This is a genomic window from Prevotella sp. (genome assembly GCF_036570325.1).
Taxonomy (GTDB): Bacteria; Bacteroidota; Bacteroidia; order Bacteroidales; family Bacteroidaceae; genus Prevotella.
On record NZ_DATCYK010000056.1, the window covers coordinates 741,227 to 759,286 of the forward strand.

13 protein-coding genes are annotated in these 18,060 nt (G+C 42.7%); 9 read left to right on the plus strand and 4 right to left on the minus strand.

Going from position 1 to position 18,060, the window contains the following annotated elements; all coding sequences use genetic code 11:
• Nucleotides 1-9: 9 nt before the first annotated feature.
• The gene (locus tag VIR50_RS07290) at nucleotides 10-1,170 is read left to right on the plus strand and encodes a glycosyltransferase family 1 protein (protein WP_331934469.1); all 1,161 of its coding nucleotides are present in this window, start codon (nucleotides 10-12) and stop codon (nucleotides 1,168-1,170) included.
• A gap of 166 nt (nucleotides 1,171-1,336) precedes the next feature.
• Nucleotides 1,337-1,504: a PG1828 family lipoprotein gene (locus VIR50_RS07295; protein WP_331934470.1), complete on the plus strand. Its 168-nt coding sequence runs from the start codon at nucleotides 1,337-1,339 to the stop codon at nucleotides 1,502-1,504.
• Nucleotides 1,505-1,659: 155 nt separating this feature from the next.
• On the opposite strand, the gene VIR50_RS07300 is transcribed toward VIR50_RS07295, so the two are convergent.
• On the minus strand, nucleotides 1,660-2,316 hold the full coding sequence (locus tag VIR50_RS07300; RefSeq protein WP_331934471.1) for a TetR/AcrR family transcriptional regulator: 657 nt from the start codon (nucleotides 2,314-2,316) through the stop codon (nucleotides 1,660-1,662).
• A 111-nt stretch (nucleotides 2,317-2,427) separates the two neighbouring features.
• On the opposite strand from VIR50_RS07300, the gene VIR50_RS07305 reads away from it, so the two are divergent.
• On the plus strand, nucleotides 2,428-4,716 hold the full coding sequence (locus VIR50_RS07305) for an NADP-dependent malic enzyme (RefSeq protein ID WP_331934472.1): 2,289 nt from the start codon (nucleotides 2,428-2,430) through the stop codon (nucleotides 4,714-4,716).
• A 128-nt stretch (nucleotides 4,717-4,844) separates the two neighbouring features.
• On the opposite strand, the gene VIR50_RS07310 is transcribed toward VIR50_RS07305, so the two are convergent.
• Entirely contained in the window at nucleotides 4,845-6,593 is a 1,749-nt protein-coding gene (locus VIR50_RS07310; RefSeq protein WP_331934473.1) for a phospho-sugar mutase, read from the minus strand.
• A 196-nt stretch (nucleotides 6,594-6,789) separates the two neighbouring features.
• Here VIR50_RS07310 and VIR50_RS07315 point away from each other — a divergent pair, with 196 nt between their 5' ends.
• Nucleotides 6,790-7,074 (plus strand): DUF4491 family protein, encoded by a 285-nt coding sequence (locus VIR50_RS07315; protein ID WP_331934474.1) that lies wholly within the window; start codon nucleotides 6,790-6,792, stop codon nucleotides 7,072-7,074.
• 6 nt (nucleotides 7,075-7,080) lie between these two features.
• Nucleotides 7,081-7,551, plus strand: a complete 471-nt coding sequence (gene rlmH, locus VIR50_RS07320) for a 23S rRNA (pseudouridine(1915)-N(3))-methyltransferase RlmH (protein ID WP_331934475.1) — start codon at nucleotides 7,081-7,083, stop codon at nucleotides 7,549-7,551.
• A 296-nt stretch (nucleotides 7,552-7,847) separates the two neighbouring features.
• Here rlmH and VIR50_RS07325 read toward each other — a convergent pair whose 3' ends face one another.
• Nucleotides 7,848-9,011, minus strand: a complete 1,164-nt coding sequence (locus VIR50_RS07325; RefSeq protein ID WP_331934476.1) for a DUF3078 domain-containing protein — start codon at nucleotides 9,009-9,011, stop codon at nucleotides 7,848-7,850.
• Between the two features lie 279 nt (nucleotides 9,012-9,290).
• Between VIR50_RS07325 and VIR50_RS07330 the strand changes: the two genes are divergently transcribed.
• The 4 genes from VIR50_RS07330 (at nucleotide 9,291) to VIR50_RS07345 (ending at nucleotide 16,708) form a co-directional block, all read left to right on the plus strand.
• Nucleotides 9,291-10,895, plus strand: a complete 1,605-nt coding sequence (locus VIR50_RS07330) for a CTP synthase (RefSeq protein WP_331934477.1) — start codon at nucleotides 9,291-9,293, stop codon at nucleotides 10,893-10,895.
• Nucleotides 10,895-12,820, plus strand: a complete 1,926-nt coding sequence (yidC, locus tag VIR50_RS07335) for a membrane protein insertase YidC (protein ID WP_331934478.1) — start codon at nucleotides 10,895-10,897, stop codon at nucleotides 12,818-12,820. The genes VIR50_RS07330 and yidC overlap by 1 nt, the downstream gene beginning before the upstream one ends.
• Nucleotides 12,821-12,883: 63 nt before the next feature.
• On the plus strand, nucleotides 12,884-15,043 hold the full coding sequence (locus VIR50_RS07340; RefSeq protein ID WP_331934479.1) for a S9 family peptidase: 2,160 nt from the start codon (nucleotides 12,884-12,886) through the stop codon (nucleotides 15,041-15,043).
• A 48-nt stretch (nucleotides 15,044-15,091) separates the two neighbouring features.
• On the plus strand, nucleotides 15,092-16,708 hold the full coding sequence (locus VIR50_RS07345; protein WP_331934480.1) for an MFS transporter: 1,617 nt from the start codon (nucleotides 15,092-15,094) through the stop codon (nucleotides 16,706-16,708).
• 425 nt (nucleotides 16,709-17,133) lie between these two features.
• Here the strand turns inward: VIR50_RS07345 and VIR50_RS07350 are convergent, their stop codons facing one another.
• Nucleotides 17,134-18,051, minus strand: a complete 918-nt coding sequence (locus VIR50_RS07350; protein WP_331934481.1) for a glucosaminidase domain-containing protein — start codon at nucleotides 18,049-18,051, stop codon at nucleotides 17,134-17,136.
• Nucleotides 18,052-18,060 lie beyond the last annotated feature (9 nt).

The window sequence follows — 18,060 nt, forward strand, 5'->3', positions numbered from 1 at the left end:
CACAATAAGATGCGTATTCTTTTATTAGGCGAATACAGTAATGTACATGCAACTTTAGCACAAGGCTTTAGAAAACTTGGGCATGAGGTGACTGTCGCTTCAAATGGTGACTTTTGGAAGAATTATGACAAGGATATTGATTTGTCACGCCGGCAAGGTAAAGCGGGTGGAATTCGCCTTGCCATCAAAATAATACGCAACCTGAAACACTTTAGAGGGTATGATATTGTTCAACTTATCAATCCTATGTTTGTTGAACTCAAAGCCGAGCGAATCTTTCTTTTATATAAATACTTGAGAAAACATAACAACCGTGTTGTCTTATGCGCCATGGGGATGGACTATTATTGGGTTAACTCCGGGACAAATATCAAACCACTACGTTACAGCGACTTCAATTTTGGCAATCAACTCAGAACAAACAAAGATGCGATTAAGGAGCGAAAAGATTGGTTGGGCACACAAAAAGAAGCACTCAATCGCATGATTGCCTTGGATTGTGACGCGATTATATGCGGTCTTTACGAATATTGGATTGCATATAAAGATTACTTTGTGGAAAAGACTCACTTCATCCCCTTGCCTATAATCCCACTAACGACTCAGCCACAACCAACCAAGCACCTCAAAAACAAAGAGGAACAAAAGTGCCAAGACAAATTAAAAGTTTTTATAGGAATCAATAAAGAGAGAAGCGTATATAAAGGAACGGATATTATGTTGCAAGCTGCGAGAGACATTCATCACCAATTCCCCCAACTAATCGATTTAAAAATCGCGGAAAATATCCCCTTCAACGAGTACAGGGAACTTATGAAGGACTGCGACGTTATCCTTGACCAACTCTATAGCTACACCCCATCCATGAACTCATTGGAAGCGATGAACCAAGGATTAATCTGCGTTGGGGGCGGCGAACCCGAAAATTATGAAATATTGAACGATACGGATTTAAAGCCAATTATCAACGTTCTTCCGACTTACCATAGTGTTTATAATCAATTACTTTTTCTTATTCAACACCCAACCCTCATAGATAAGTTGAAAAAAGATAGCAAAGAATATATAAATAAGTATCATGACTATATGAAAATAGCCTCAAACTACCTCCATATTTATGAGAATCTACTAAGGAAAAAGACTACTGTTAAGGCACACAAAGATATTTAACATTTATTTACCATTTACAAATTATTGATTTACAGCACTTTGCAAAAATGTTACAAGATACACTAAAAAAAAAGATAAAAAAAAGAACAACGTATAAAAAAAATACTTACCTTTGCATCGTTTTAATAAACAAATGATTGTTTTACAGAATTAAAAAGCAAAGAAAATGAAGAAATTAGTTTTTATGTTCGTAGCTATCGCAGCTATCTCTTTCGCATCTTGTGGTCAGAAAACTCAGAACGCTGCTGGCAATGCAGACTCTGACACCACTATGGTTGACTCTGTTGCAGACTCTGCTGCTGTTGATACAGCTGCTGCTGACAGCGCTATGTAATTTAGCTACAGAACAAAATGAGAGAACACCGCTAAGTAATCACTTAGCGGTTTTTTCGTTCTTATAAAAGACAAAACATAAATCATCCCTTTTATTTTTCATTGATTTGTTGACAATAAAAATAAAAGGGCACTATCAGAGACTTGCAGTAGCAACTAAAACTTGCTACTTTCTTCCAATCCCAAGTTCTCTTTTGCTAAAAGTTTATCGATAACCGCGATTCCTTCTTTGGTCGCAAAACCGCGAACAAAGACTATAATGATATTTCTAAAAATATGCTGTAGATCGTAAACCCGATACAACTCCTTTGCCATGACACCCCGAATCATCTCCTCACATAGCAAAGAAATCAATTCATAATCTAAGTCTTCCTTAAACAATCCTTCCTTAATGCCCGTCTTGAAAAACTCTACTGAACGCACATTTCGCCTAATATGAACCTTATCCAAATAAGAAACAATCAGGTCATATTTATGTAATTCAACAAAGAAACAAGGATTCACCATTGCCAAGCGCTTCATTTGCATCTGAAAGAACTTCATGACTATTTCCATGACATTTCTTGCTTGTTCACTCGCAAAATGCTGAAGTTGCTTTTCAAAAAACAGCTCATCACGACGCAGACCTTCCAATAACAGCTCCTCCTTATTGCCATAAATTTCATAAAGGGTACGCTTTGATATCTGAAGTTTCTTAGCAATATCGTCCATCTTCACACTTTTTATTCCGTTAGAATAAAACTCATGCATCGCAACATCCAAAATCATTCCCTTCAGATTTCGCCTATAAGCTGTTTGTGTATTCTTATCCATATTATATCTTTATACATGCAAAGTTACAAAAAAATCAAAAAACCCACTTTCTTTTAGTAGTTTTTTATTAACTTTGCCTTAATGATAATAATTTCATAACACATAACTATTATGGTAAAAATTACAAAAGAAGCTGCCTTAGAATACCATTCAAACGGCAGACCCGGAAAGATTGAAGTTAAACCCACTAAACCCTACCATACACAAACCGATTTAAGTCTTGCTTATTCGCCCGGCGTTGCCTATCCATGCTTGGAAATTCAGAGCGAGCCGGACTCCGTTTATAAATATACGGACAAAGGAAACCTCGTTGCCGTTATCAGTAACGGAACCGCCGTTCTTGGGCTCGGCGACATTGGTGCCATGAGCGGCAAGCCCGTCATGGAGGGTAAGGGATTGCTATTTAAGATTTATGGTGGAATTGATGTCTTTGACATTGAGGTGGACGAAAAGGACCCCGTAAAATTCTGCGAAGCCGTTGAGAAGATCGCACCGTCATTCGGTGGTATAAACCTTGAGGACATTAAAGCTCCCGAATGCTTCTATATCGAAAAGCGACTTAAAGAAACTTTGGATATTCCCGTCATGCACGATGACCAGCATGGAACCGCTATTATTTCAGCAGCCGGTCTGAAGAACGCCTTGGAAGTTGCCGGAAAAGACATCAGTAAGGTTAAAATCGTGGTGAATGGTGCCGGAGCCGCAGCCATCAGTTGTACTCAACTTTATTGCGCTTTAGGTGCAAAACATGAGAACATCGTAATGCTTGACTCTAAAGGAGTTATCACTGCGGATCGTCCCAACCTGACGGAACAGAAGAAACAATTCGCTACAAGCAGAACAGACATCCACACTTTGGAGGAAGCAATCAAAGACGCAGATGTTTTTGTAGGCCTTTCAAAGGGCAACATTCTTACCCAAGACATGATACGTTCTATGGCCGAGAGCCCCATTGTCTTTGCTCTCGCCAACCCGGTTCCTGAAATTTCATACGAAGAAGCAATGGCCAGCCGCCCTGATGTCTTAATGTCAACAGGCCGAAGCGACTATCCCAATCAAATCAACAATGTGATTGGATTCCCTTATATCTTCAGAGGAGCCTTAGATGTACACGCCCGTGCCATCAACGAAGAAATGAAAATGGCAGCCGTGCATGCCATTGCGGACTTAGCAAAGCAACCCGTTCCAGATGTGGTCAATGACGTTTACCACGTCAATGACTTAACCTTCGGTCCCAACTATTTTATTCCCAAACCTGTTGATCCACGCCTCATTACCGAAGTCAGCGCAGCAGTGGCCAAGGCCGCGATGGAAAGCGGTGTGGCCAGAAGCCCTATCACGGATTGGGACGCATACAAGAACGGACTCATGCAGCTATTAGGCCAAGAGACCAAATTAACCCAAAAACTGCATGATACGGCACGACGTCACCCGCAACGTGTTGTTTTTGCGGAAGGCGGACATCCAACAATGATGAAAGCTGCCGTACAAGCAAAGCAAGAAGGCATTTGCTTTCCTATCCTCTTAGGCAATCCTGACCGCCTCAACCGATTGGCACTCAGACTCAAACTTAATCTTGACGGTATAGAAATCATTGATATGCGTGCCGATCAAGAGCAAGGAAGGCGAGCTACCTTTGCCAAACACTTGGCAGAGAAACGAGCACGTCAAGGATATACATTTGAAGAGGCTTACGACAAAATGTACGAGCGTAACTACTTCGGAATGTCAATGGTAGAACATGGAGATGCCGATGCGTTCATTACAGGCCTCTATACCAAATATTCAAATACGATTAAAGTTGCCAAAGAAGTGGTAGGCATACGCCCCAACTATAGGACCTTTGGCACCATGCACATCTTGAATACGAAGAAGGGAACCTACTATTTGGCAGATACACTTATCAATCGCCATCCCGATGAAAACATCTTATACGATATTGCGAAACTTAGTGTTGAGAGTGTCAAATTCTTCAATGAAGAGCCCGTTGTGGCCATGATTAGCTACTCGAACTTCGGAACCGACGAAGTCGGATCACCACTTAAAGTGCACCAAGCCGTAGAACGATTGCAACAAGAAGACCCAGACTTGGCTCTCGATGGTGAAATGCAGGTGAGCTTCGCGCTGAATAAAGAACTGCGGGATGACAAATATCCCTTTACACGCCTTAAAGGAAAAGACGTCAATACATTGGTATTCCCCAACATGTCATCGGCAAACGGTTCATACATGCTCTTAAAAGCGATTGATCCCGACGTGGAAATTATCGGCCCAATCCAAATGGGTTTGAACAAACCTATCCACTTCACAGACTTTGAAGCGTCCGTACGCGATGTTGTAAACATCACGGCCGTGGCCGTCATCGACGCATACGTAGAGAAAATAAAAGGAAAGAAATAACTGGAACAAATAAAGGGCGACTCAATTGAGTCGCCCTTATTTTATATATCAAACTCTATAATTCAGTCTAAGTTCTTTAGGATATAGGACTTTGTCCTACACCTTGTAAACTTAACTTTATGAGAGTCTTAGTCCAAATTAAGGCTCTTCTTAATCGCTTCAATACGAACAGAACTCTTCTCGTAGAGCGATTCATATTCAGAAGCAGCGGCCATCGTATCTTTAACTTCCAAATAGAACTTAATCTTCGGCTCTGTTCCTGAAGGTCTTACGCTAATCTTCGTACCATCCTCACAGAACCATTGGAGAACGTTACTTGTATCAGGCATATCCAATTTCTCTACTCTACCATCGCTGTGCAAAGCCTCCAAAGACTGGAAATCCTTTCTAAGAATAACCTTAGAACCACCCAATTCCTTCGGAGGATCATTGCGGAAGTTGGTCATCATCTGCTTGATTTCATCAGCGCCCGTCTTACCCGGACGAACAACATTGATGGTAAACTCTCTTGAGAAGCCATATTCAATATAGATATCCATAAGAACATCATAGAGCGTCTTACCCTGATCCTTAGCCCAAGCACAGATCTCTGCCAACAAACTCATAGCGGAAACGGCGTCCTTATCGCGAACAAAGTCCTGAGCCATGAAGCCATAGCTCTCCTCACCACCACCGATATACTTCTGTTTGCCTTCTGAAATACGGATTTCACGGGCTATCCACTTAAAGCCGGTGTAGCAATCACGCATTTCTATGCCAGCCTTGTCGGCCACCTTCTTAATCAGTTCGGTTGTAACAATGGTCTTAACGATGAAATCAGTCGGTGACAACAAGCCCTTTGCCTTACGATTGGTAATGATATAATATAAGAATAAGAGACATGTTTGATTGCCATTGATAAGCACCCACTCGCCCTTATCATTCTTGCAAGCCATACCTACACGGTCTGCATCGGGGTCGCTGGCCATAACGATGTCAGCATCCAATTTTTTCGCGTCACGTATGGCAAAGGAAAGAGCTTCGCCATTTTCAGGATTAGGGCTCTTTACGGTTGGGAAATCGCCACTTCGTACCATCTGCTCCTCTACGCAATGAACATTCTCAAAGCCCCATAATTTCAAGGACTGCGGTATAGACATCATACCCGTTCCATGAAGCGGAGTGTACACTATCTTCAAATCATGCTGACGCTTGATAACCTCGGGATCAATGCTGAGCGTATGAATTTGCTCCAAATAAATCTTATCGATTTCCTCGCCGATAATCTCTATCAACTCCTTATTGCCCGTAAATTTCACATCATCAACGGTAACTTTATTGACTTCGGCAATGATTCCCACGTCATGCGGTGACAAAACCTGCGCTCCATCTTCCCAATAAGCCTTATAGCCATTGTACTCCTTGGGATTATGGCTGGCCGTAATGTTAACTCCAGCCTGACAACCTAAATGACGAATGGCAAAAGAACACTCGGGCGTAGGACGCATGTCATCAAACAAGAATACCTTTATGCCATTGGCAGAGAATATATCGGCTACGGTTTCAGCGAACTTGCGACTGTTATTGCGGCAGTCATGACAAACGACAACAGAGATTGTTTCACGGTCCTTAAAGTTCAATTTCAGATAATTGGCAAAGCCCTGAGTGGCCATACCAACCGTATAGATATTCATGCGATTGGAGCCTGCGCCCATAATACCACGAAGGCCACCGGTTCCAAACTCTAAATCTTTGTAAAAACTTTCTATCAAGTCTGTTTTGTCTGCTGCCTCAAGTTTTTGTTGAACGTCCTTTCGGGTTTCCTCATCAAAGGCGGGAGACAACCATTGTTTTGCTTTTGCTTCACACTGTGCAATCAGTTCTGAATTATTATCCATAATTTTATTTGGTATAAATTAATTGATATTTAGATGTTCATATATAACGGTTTCTTTACTCCTACTGTTTATTTAAACAAGGCCATGCCATGAATTTCATTACAAATGGTACCATTGCAAAGATAATCATTTAAAGTCAAACCTACCCAACTATATCTGTTATTTTTTTGTATCTTTGTCGTCAAAAACCAATATTATGCACTTTACAGGTATTCTTATCGCAGTTTCAACTTTTCTTATCATAGGAATATTTCATCCGGTCGTCATAAAAACAGAATATTATTTTGGCACAAAACCATGGTGGATATTCCTCATTCTGGGTATAGCCTCAGTAGTCATAGCCCTCTTTGTGAGCAATATTATTATTTCTTCGCTGCTCGGCGTACTCGGCGCTTCTTTCCTATGGAGCATTGGTGAGCTGTTTGCTCAACGTAAAAGAGTAGAAAAAGGATGGTTTCCCAAGAGAGAAAAGAAAGATTAAAGCCCCATGAAAGTAGAACTAATCCTTATCGGCAAGACCAATAATGCTCATTTTCAAGCGGGCATAAAGGACTATACAGAACGTATAAACCACTATTTACCTTTCAAAATAACGGTTATTCCGGATATAAAAAATACCAAAAGCCTATCCGAAGAGCAACAGAAAGCCAAAGAGGGGGAAGAAATCTTGAAGCATGTCAAGCCATCTGACACCGTGGTATTGCTTGACGAGCACGGCAAGGAATTTAAGAGTATAGAATACGCTTCTTGGATACAGAAGAAGCAAAACACGGCTCGTAATCTCATCTTTGTCATTGGAGGTCCCTATGGTTTCGCCCAAGAAGTCTACCAAAGAGCTAACGAGCTAATCAGTTTATCTCGAATGACATTCAGCCATCAAATGGTGAGGCTCATCTTTACCGAGCAACTCTACCGGGCCTGCACCATCATTAAGGGTGAGCCTTATCACCACGAGTAATCGCCCACTCTCCTACTATATTTCTTTATTACACAAGAAACAATTTTCCTAAAGTTTCCCCCTATGCCTTCCCAAGGGCAGCTTTAGCCTACCCGAAGACCATCTTTGGATAAACAAAAGGACCGCTTTGAACCATCGAAAGGATAGCTTTGACCAAATAAAAGGGCTGCTTTTAACGTGTAAAAGCAGCCCTTTTATAAAGCGAGCGTTTAGCTATTACAACTAAAGCTCTATCGATTCGATCTACAAGATTAATAATCAAAGAATTATTCTAACCAGTTATCTCCCTTTTCTTATCAGAAAGAATAAGAGAAACCAAGGCTGGCATATTCCTTATATTGCCAATAGCCATACTTGTCATCACGCATAGATCCGTCGTCAAAACGAGGATATAAGAATATCTTTGATGATATGTATTTATTAAATTGGAACGTCAGTGTATTCTCCCACTCCAATTCCGCTCTTCTATAAGTAGTATAACCAAAGAGACGGGTCTTCCAATTTATCATGTTATTAAACTTCCAAACCAAGTCAACAGTAAACTCCGAACCCAAATCATGGAGTGTCCTTTTACCCGAATCAAGGCCATAGCGTGTAGCCAAATCCTTACGTCCCACATACTTAAAGTTATAAGCCAAAGGAGCCAAATGGATGGTTCCGACTAGTTTTTTCTTAAACCATTCCACGTTATAGTCCATACCGACAGATAAGTTAGCATTGAAAGGCGACAAGAAATCGCTATAGGTTTTCCTATCATTGTTCTTAAATCCTCGCATAAATTGCGTATGAGCAAGCAATTGCAGCGTGTAATACCACCGTTTCGACGCCTGCAAACCCAACTTACCCGTGTATCTTAGCAAGTCTTCAGAGGTCTTCAAGTTATGAAGACTGTCGCTTCGTGAAGTCTGAAAGCCCAGTTTCATTTCCAACTTGTTGTCCCACTTGACCTTCTGTTTGTTATTATAGTTTGCCTGAAGCGTAACGGCAGCCACCATGCTGTAGTTACTTTCGCCTCCCTTATACCAGTTTGAGGTTACGAAATTCTGTAAAAACTGTAGGAAATAATCGTTATGATAAGACCAAAAATTAGGCTTGAAAACTTTTACATCTATCATTTTCACGTCCGGTTCCACCGCTACGGGGGCTACTTTTTTGACAAGACTGGTATGATTCTGTATCTTTGAGTTCTCAGTCGCACCCACCGCACCGATAACATCCAGCTCACTGCCCGTGCTTTGCACCAAATCAGGACGCTGCAGATAGGCATGCAACAAAATCTTTGACAAGCCATCATGTGACTCCACGTCACTATCCAACTGCAAATATTCATCCGGAACCTGCCTATAATAAGTCAAAGGCAAAAACAATGGCGCATAGTTTATTCTATGCGATGCCTTTACAGATGGGCTTGCAACCGAGTCCGTATAAATCTGTTTATACAACGATTGAAGCGATTCCATATACTTATCAACAAAGGAACGCGTTTCTGTTACAGAAACATTCCGGCTTCTTTGAGCGCCAATAGGTTGCAACAAAAGAAGCAACAACAATACTGTAAAAATTTTCTTGTAAGCCATATATGCTGCAAAGATAGTGCAATCAGCATAAATAACAAAAAGAAAAACCAAGTTTTCACTGCTATTTAGTTGAATGAAAGCCATTAAAAGGCTTCTTTTAACTTGCATAGTTCACAAAAATAGTATAATTTTGCAACTTGGAATTTATAAATTTTATTTATCGTGGCTGAGACAAAATACATTTTCGTTACAGGTGGCGTGGTTTCCTCGCTCGGCAAAGGAATTATATCTGCTTCAATTGGCAAGTTGCTTCAAGCAAGAGGATATAACATTACTATCCAAAAATTTGACCCTTACATTAATATTGATCCCGGAACCCTTAACCCCTATGAGCATGGAGAATGCTATGTTACAGTCGACGGTATGGAGACAGACCTTGACTTGGGACATTATGAGCGGTTTACGGGAATCCAGACAACAAAGGCTAATTCGTTAACTACCGGCCGTATCTACAAAGCCGTTATTGACAAGGAACGCAGAGGAGATTACTTGGGTAAGACCATTCAGGTAGTACCACACATCACTGATGAAATTAAGCGCAACGTCAAGTTGCTCGGCAAAAAATACCATTATGACTTTGTCATAACAGAAATTGGTGGTACCATCGGCGACATCGAGAGTGCGCCTTTCATGGAAGCTATCCGCCAACTCAAGTGGGAATTAGGCAGGAATGCCATCAATGTTCACCTCACTTATATCCCGTACCTGAAAGCGGCGGGTGAATTAAAGACCAAACCAACGCAGCACAGTGTGAAAGAATTGCAGAGTGTGGGCATTCAGCCTGACATTCTTGTGCTGCGAACAGAAATGAATCTTGAGGAAAATATCCGTAAGAAAGTCGCCGCTTTCTGTAATGTTGATTTCGATTGTGTCTTCCAAAGCGAGGATTTACCAAGCATTTACGAAGTTCCGGTTAACATGCAAGACCAAGGATTGGATACTGCCATCCTTAGAAAGGTAGGACTTGAAATTGGCGAGAAACCGGCTTTAGGCCCATGGAAAACCTTCATCGAGCGCAGGGAAAAAGCCACTAAAACCGTCAATATCGGTCTTGTTGGTAAATACGATCTCCAAGATGCGTACAAGAGTATCCGCGAAAGTCTCTCCCACGCCGGTACATATAATGATTATAAGGTGAACATCAACTTCATCAATTCTGAAGAAGTTACAGAGAATAACATCGCGGAGCAATTGGAAGGACAAGACGGTATCGTAATCTGTCCGGGCTTTGGGCAAAGAGGAATCGAAGGAAAGATTATCGCAGCTCATTACTCCCGAACACATGACATCCCCACATTCGGTATCTGCTTAGGTATGCAGATGATGGTCATTGAATTCGCAAGAAACGTCTTGGGCTACCACGATGCCAACAGCCGGGAAATGGATGAGAAGACTCCCCATAATGTAATAGATATTATGGAAGAGCAAAAGAATATCTCAAATATGGGCGGCACAATGAGACTCGGAGCCTATGAATGTGTATTGAAACAGAACTCTCGTGTTTTTGATATTTATAAGAAAGAGCACATTCAGGAAAGACATCGCCACCGTTATGAATTCAATAACGATTTCCAAAAGGAGTATGAGAAGAACGGCATGATGTGTGTCGGCCATAATCCGGAAAGCGATTTGGTAGAGATTGTTGAAATACCCGGATTAAAATGGTATATAGGAACACAATATCATCCGGAGTATCAGTCCACAGTACTTAACCCCCACCCACTATTTGTTGACTTCGTTAAAACTGCAATTGCAAATAAAAAATAATGGATAAGAATACAATCATAGGCTTTGCTCTCATTGCCTTAGTACTATTTGGATTCACATGGTACTCCCAACCCTCCGCAGAAGAGCAGCGTGCAGCCTTCGTAAAAGACTCGATAGAGAATGTTGCACGCCAAACTGCGGAGAAAAACGCTAAACTCATTGCCCAGCAAAAGCAGAGAGAAGCTCAAGAAAAGATTTTAGATGATACGACGGCTTTGTTCCATAAGGCACTGAAAGGACAAAACCAAAATGTTGTATTGCATAATGACAAATTAGAGCTTACCTTCAGCAGTAAGGGTGCTACCGTGACCAAAGCCATTATCAAAAATTACATTGGTCATGACATCAAGGTAAAAGATGGTTCCAATGACAGCCCATCAGTGACTCTTTTTGATGGCGCAGACCAACAATTGGATTTTACTTTTGCAACCAAGACTGCCAATATAAGCACGCAAGATTTATATTTCTCACCAACTCAAGTCACAGACTCTACCGTTGTATTTACTGCGGAAGCCGGTCCTAACCAAAACATTACCTTAAGTTATAAGCTGGGTAAGAACTATATGCTCCACTCCCAAATATCTGTTATGGGAATGGAAGGGCTTTTTGACCGCAACACCAATAACCTCAACGTCAATTGGAAAGACAAAATCAGACAGCAAGAACGTGGTTTTACCTTTGAAAACCGCTATGCCACACTTACTTATCACCATGCTGACGGAGGTACGGACTACCTAAATGAGACCAAAGAGAGCCTTAACGAGGCCATAGAAGAGCCTATTGATTGGGTTGCTTTCAAGAATCAGTTCTTTTCGGCGGTAATGATTGCCAAGAACAACTTTGAGACCAACGCCCTCATGACCTCCATCCCACAAGAAAAAGGAACCGGATACCTCAAACAATATGAGGCCAAATTAAAGGCATTCTTCGATCCATCAGGCAAAACTCCCTCGGAGTTTGATTTCTATTTTGGTCCAAACGACTACCGTCTATTAAAGAAGATGGAGAAAGAAAGCTCGTTTGACAAGGACCTCGAACTACAACAACTTGTCTACTTAGGCTGGCCACTCTTTAGAATTATCAACCGTTGGTTCACTATCTATGTATTTGACTTCCTGACAGGTCTTAACATCAATATGGGTATTGTGCTCATTCTGATTACGCTTCTCTTGAAACTCATCACCTATCCGATGGTCAAGAAAAGCTATATGAGCTCAGCTAAGATGAGGGTCTTAAAGCCAAAATTGGACGCTGCCACAGCTCAATTTGACAAGCCCGAGGACCAAATGCAGAAACAACAAGCCATGATGGCCGAGTACAGTAAGTACGGGGTAAGTCCACTAAGCGGCTGTCTGCCCATGCTGATACAGACACCTATCTGGATCGCAATGTTTAACTTTGTGCCCAATGCCATACAACTTAGAGGCGAAAGTTTCCTTTGGATTAAAGATTTAAGTACATTTGACCCAATATGGGAATGGGAAACGAACCTATGGCTCATTGGCGATCACCTCAGTTTAACTTGCATTCTCTTCTGCATCGCCAACGTGCTTTACTCGTGGATGACCATGAGGCAGCAGAAAGATCAGATGGTAGGACAGCAAGCCGAGCAAATGAAGATGATGCAATGGATGATGTATTTAATGCCAGTCATGTTCTTCTTCATGTTCAATGACTATAGCGCAGGCTTGAACTTCTACTACTTTATATCTTTATTCTTCAGTGCCGCCATCATGTGGGCTCTTCGTAAAACCACTGATGATGAGAAGTTGCTTAGGAAACTTGAGGCAAACTACGCTGAAAATAAGAATAATCCGCAACGAAAGTTAAGCGGACTGGCAGCAAGACTTCAGGCTATGCAGGAAGAGCAAACTAAGCTCCAAAATCAGCGCAAAGAACTGGAAAGAAAGAAAAGAGAACTTTAAAACATATTTATAGGTTAGGGACTTTCCCCCTAACCTATTTTTAATTAAACTTTATCCGGCATTATGAACAAGACTTTTTTACTAAGCGCACTGACAGCTTTGTTATTAAGTGGTCATGCAAGTGCACAGACTATGATTCAGAAGAACCAAATAAAACTCAATTCAGACTTGATGACTCCCGAAGCCTTGTGGGCCATGGGACGCATCGGTCAGGTACAAGCCTCACCTGACGGCAAATCCATCATCTATCAGGTATCTTACTATAGCGTAGCAGAAAATGCCAGCCACACGATCCTATACGTAATGGATGCAAACGGAAAGAATAAAAAGCAACTTACCGTTGATACCAAAAGCGAAAGCGACGCCGCATGGATTGAGAACGGAAAGAAGATTGCTTTCCTCCGTGAAGGCGAACTATGGAGCATGAATCCTGACGGTTCAGACCGTAAACAGTTATCTCACACAAGCAATGCCATTGAAGGATATAAATTTTCTCCTAACGGTAAGAAAGTCGTATTCATCAAAAGCATTCCTTATCACGGAACTATCAAGGAGAATCCTTCTGACCTTCCCAAGGCTACGGGGCGTGTTATAACCGACATGAACTATCGCCACTGGGATCATTATGTAGAAACGATTGCCCATCCGTTCATCGCTGACGTAACAGCCGACGGCATAGGAACCGCAACCGACATCATGGAAGGCGAACCTTTTGAGGCCCCTCTCGCACCATTCGGCGGCATAGAACAGATTGATTGGAGTAAAGACTCAAAGTGTATAGCCTATACCAGCCGCAAGAAAGAGGGCCTGCAATATGCCATTTCTACAGACTCCGACATCTATCTGTATGAACTTTCAACGGGTAAAACACGCAATCTGTGTAAGCCGGAGAACTATCAAGAACCTAAAGTAGACGCCACACACACGATGAAGGATCAGGCTATCAATCATCAGGATGCAGATTATCAGGTTGGTTACGACACCAATCCCAAATTCTCTCCCGACGGCCGATACATCGCTTGGCAAAGTATGAAGAATAATGGATACGAAAGCGATAGAAACCGTCTTTGTATCTTAGACCTTCAAACCGGCAAGAAGACTTATGTGACAGAACGGTTTGACTCGAACGTTGATGACTATGTATGGGCCAACAACAACAAAAACCTCTACTTCTTAGGCTGTTGGCACGCTTGTGTCAATATGTATCAGACCAATCTCAATGGCGAAGTGATGCAGTTAACAGATGGCTGGAATGACTACGGAAGCCTGCAAATGCTGGGCAACGGCAAGGAATTGTTGGCTACCCGACACTCCATCAGCAGTCCCGATGATATTTATATTGTTAAGCCTTCCAAAACAGAGAAGAAGTCTTCCGCCACTCAAATAACGTTTGAAAACAAGCATATATTGGACCAACTCGAAATGGGAAAGATTCAGCAACGCTGGGTCAGCACCACCGATGGCAAGAAAGAACTCGTATGGGTGATTCTTCCTCCTCACTTCGACGCCAATAAGAAATACCCCACGCTCTTGTTCTGCGAGGGTGGCCCCCAAAGTCCGGTCAGCCAATTTTGGAGCTACCGTTGGAACTTCCAAATCATGGCAGCCCACGGTTATGTAGTTATTGCTCCCAACCGACGCGGTCTTCCCGGCTTCGGAAGTGAGTGGAATGAGAAAGTCAGCGGTGATTGGACCGGACAATGTATGAACGACTACCTTTCAGCCATTGACGACGCGGCACAGAATCTGCCCTTTGTCGATAAGGATCGGTTAGGCTGTGTAGGTGCCAGCTTTGGCGGATTCTCCGTTTTCTACTTAGCAGGTCACCATCAGAAACGCTTCAAAGCCTTTATCGCCCACGATGGAGCTTTTAACCTTGAAAGCATGTACACCGACACAGAAGAGGCATGGTTCTCGAATTGGGAGTACGAAGACGCCTTTTGGAAAAAGGACCTCACGCCAAACGCAAAGCGTACTTACGACAACAGTCCCCACAAGTTTGTGGCCAATTGGGACACACCTATCCTCGTAATCCATGGTGAGAAAGACTATCGCATCAACGCTAATCAAGGCATGGGCGCCTTCAACGCGGCCCGTATGCAAGGCATTCCCGCCGAACTATTGCTCTATCCTGATGAAAATCATTGGGTACTAAAACCTCAAAACGGCATTCTTTGGCAGCGCACCTTCTTCTCATGGCTCGACAAATGGCTGAAGAAGTAATAATAAAGGCCACTTTAATAAAGATAACAAATAACAATAAATAAAATTATGTCAGATCAAATGAAAACTCTTAGAGACTCGGCCGCCCTTCGTTGGACCGCTCTCTTGCTCCTCGCCCTTGCGATGTTCTGCGCGTACATCTTCATGGACATCCTCTCACCCATCAAAGACCTCATGCTTACAGAGCGTGGATGGGACTCTACCGCATTCGGAACCATGCAGGGATCGGAGACCTTCTTGAATGTCTTTATCTTCTTCCTCATCTTCGCCGGTATCATCCTCGACAAGATGGGCGTACGCTTTACCGCTGTTCTGTCAGGAATCGTCATGCTGTGTGGCGCCCTTATCAAGTACTATGCCATTAGCGAGAGCTTTATCGGAACAGGCTTGGAGACATGGTTTACCAATAACCTCAATCACATCCCGGTCTTTGAACAACTCGGCGTTTCACCTTTTTATGAAGGCATGCCTGCGTCCGCAAAATTGGCCGCTATCGGCTTTATGGTATTCGGTTGTGGCGTAGAAATGGCCGGTATCATGGTTTCCCGAGGTATCGTTAAATGGTTCAAGGGCCGCGAAATGGCATTGGCCATGGGTTCTGAAATGGCTTTGGCCCGCTTAGGTGTCGCTACTTGCATGATTTTCTCGCCTTTCTTCGCCAAATTGGGAGGCAATATTGACGTTTCACGCTCAGTGGCATTCGGCGTTATCCTGCTTTGCATTGCCCTCATGATGTTCGTTGTTTATTTCTTCATGGATAAAAAACTCGACGCGCAAACGGGTGAAGCCGAGGAAAAAGATGACCCATTCAAGATTAGCGACCTTGGCCAAATACTTGGCAGCAGCGGCTTTTGGCTCGTTTCATTGCTTTGTGTACTTTATTACTCCGCTATATTCCCCTTCCAGAAATATGCGGTCAACATGCTTCAGTGCAACCTTACGTTCACCGAGGTGCCCGCTAACTCATTTTGGGCTTCTACCTCTGTTACGATTACACAGTACCTCATCATGCTCTTGGTAGCCGCAACGGCTTTCATGTTTAACTTCATGAAGAACAAGACTGTTAAATACAGCGTACTCTGCGTGTCTATCCTTGCGCTCATCACTTACTGCTACATGGGCTACATGCGCCAGTCGGCCGAGTCTATCTTCGCAGTATTCCCACTGTTGGCCGTAGGTATCACTCCTATTCTTGGCAACTACGTAGACCATAAGGGTAAAGCCGCAACCATGCTCGTATTAGGCTCATTGCTGCTCATTGCTTGTCACCTTACTTTCGCTTTCGTACTGCCTGCATTCAAGGGTAATGAAATCGGTGGCGTTATCGTAGCCTACCTGACAATTCTCGTGCTTGGCGCTTCGTTCTCATTGGTGCCTGCTTCGCTGTGGCCCAGCGTGCCTAAGCTCGTTGACGCTAAGATTATCGGTTCGGCTTATGCCTTGATTTTCTGGATTCAGAATATCGGTTTGTGGCTCTTCCCCCTATTGATTGGTAAGGTGCTCGATAAGACCAACCCCGGCATTACAGACGCAACTCAACTCAACTACACCGCTCCGCTTATCATGTTGGCCGGCTTGGGCGTGGCAGCACTCATCATAGGACTTATCCTGAAGGCTGTTGATAAGAAGAAAGGATTGGGCCTTGAAGAACCTAATATCAAATAAACAGCCAAAGACTACACGCCCCATAGTCATAACTAACTAAAAAAGTAAAGAGGTGAACCAAATCTTATATTGGCTCACCTCTTTATTTTCGCTATATCCCAAAAGATTTAAAACGTTGGAAAAGCAGTTATTCTATCTGCAATTTCTTCATATACAACAGCTACACTGTTATTCTCTCGTTTACTAACACCAGCTTTCCTACACTCTAAAAGTAACCCTTTTACACTGTGAAAAGCCCACTCTCATGCGGTCAAAAGCCTGCTTTAGCATGCCCATAACGCTACTTTTATAAAACCGAAAACAGACTATCAACTTTTGCCCTCAATGATAAGACAAAATAATTCTCAGATAAAAACTTCCTATAACGAAAGCTACGTACACATTACCACGCCATAATAATACGCACAATCAAACCAAAGACCTTATCAGTAAACACGCAACTCCTCACCCACTCGCAATTCATGGTCAGGTGAAAGATGATTCATTTTATAAAGGCTCTTCAATCGTATGCCATAGAACTGGGCTATAGAGTACATGCTCTCGCCCGCCTTTACAACATGCGGTCTGCGTTTATAAATCTTCTCGGCATGCTTCTGCTTCTTTTTAAGATAGATAATCTCACCTACCGTAAGTACGTCGTCCTTGTCACGCTCATTATATTTGGCTATCTTCTTATAGGATATACCGATTTCCTTACCTATCGACTTAAACGTATCACCCGGTCTTACCCTTATAGAATAGTTCTTGTTATAGATAGAAATAGGGTGCAATGTCTGCCCCTTGGCAGCCGGTTGATCGACCGCCGAATGATGGGCCATGAACTTGTCGTAACTCGTCGCCTCGTCATACAGATAGAGCCGATAGAGTTGAATAATCTCTATCAGTCGGTCGGCATAACGCGGATTTGTGGCATAACCACAAGCCTTTAGTCCCCGAGCCCAACCTTTATAGTCGCGCCGGTCCAATTGGAACAATCGGGCGTAACGCTGCTGTCTGCTCAGGAACTTGCTATGGTCTTCAAAACTTTCCAAGGCATTATCGTAAGCACGGAAACATTCGCCCCGCTCGTCATCATCATGATAAAGCGTTCGGCCCGACCAGCCGTGGCATTTTATACCAAAATGGTTATTTCCCTTTACTGATAACTCGCTTCTCCCGGCCCCACTTTCAAATAGACCTTGTGCCAACGTGATACTGGCGGGAATGTTGTAACGCAACATTTCCTGAATAGCCAAGTCCTTATACTGATTGATATAAGCCTGATAAACGGAATTCCATCGCATCTGCGAATAAGAATTCAGACAGAAAGCACATGCTATAAGAAGATAAACAAGCTTTTTCATAAGTAATTC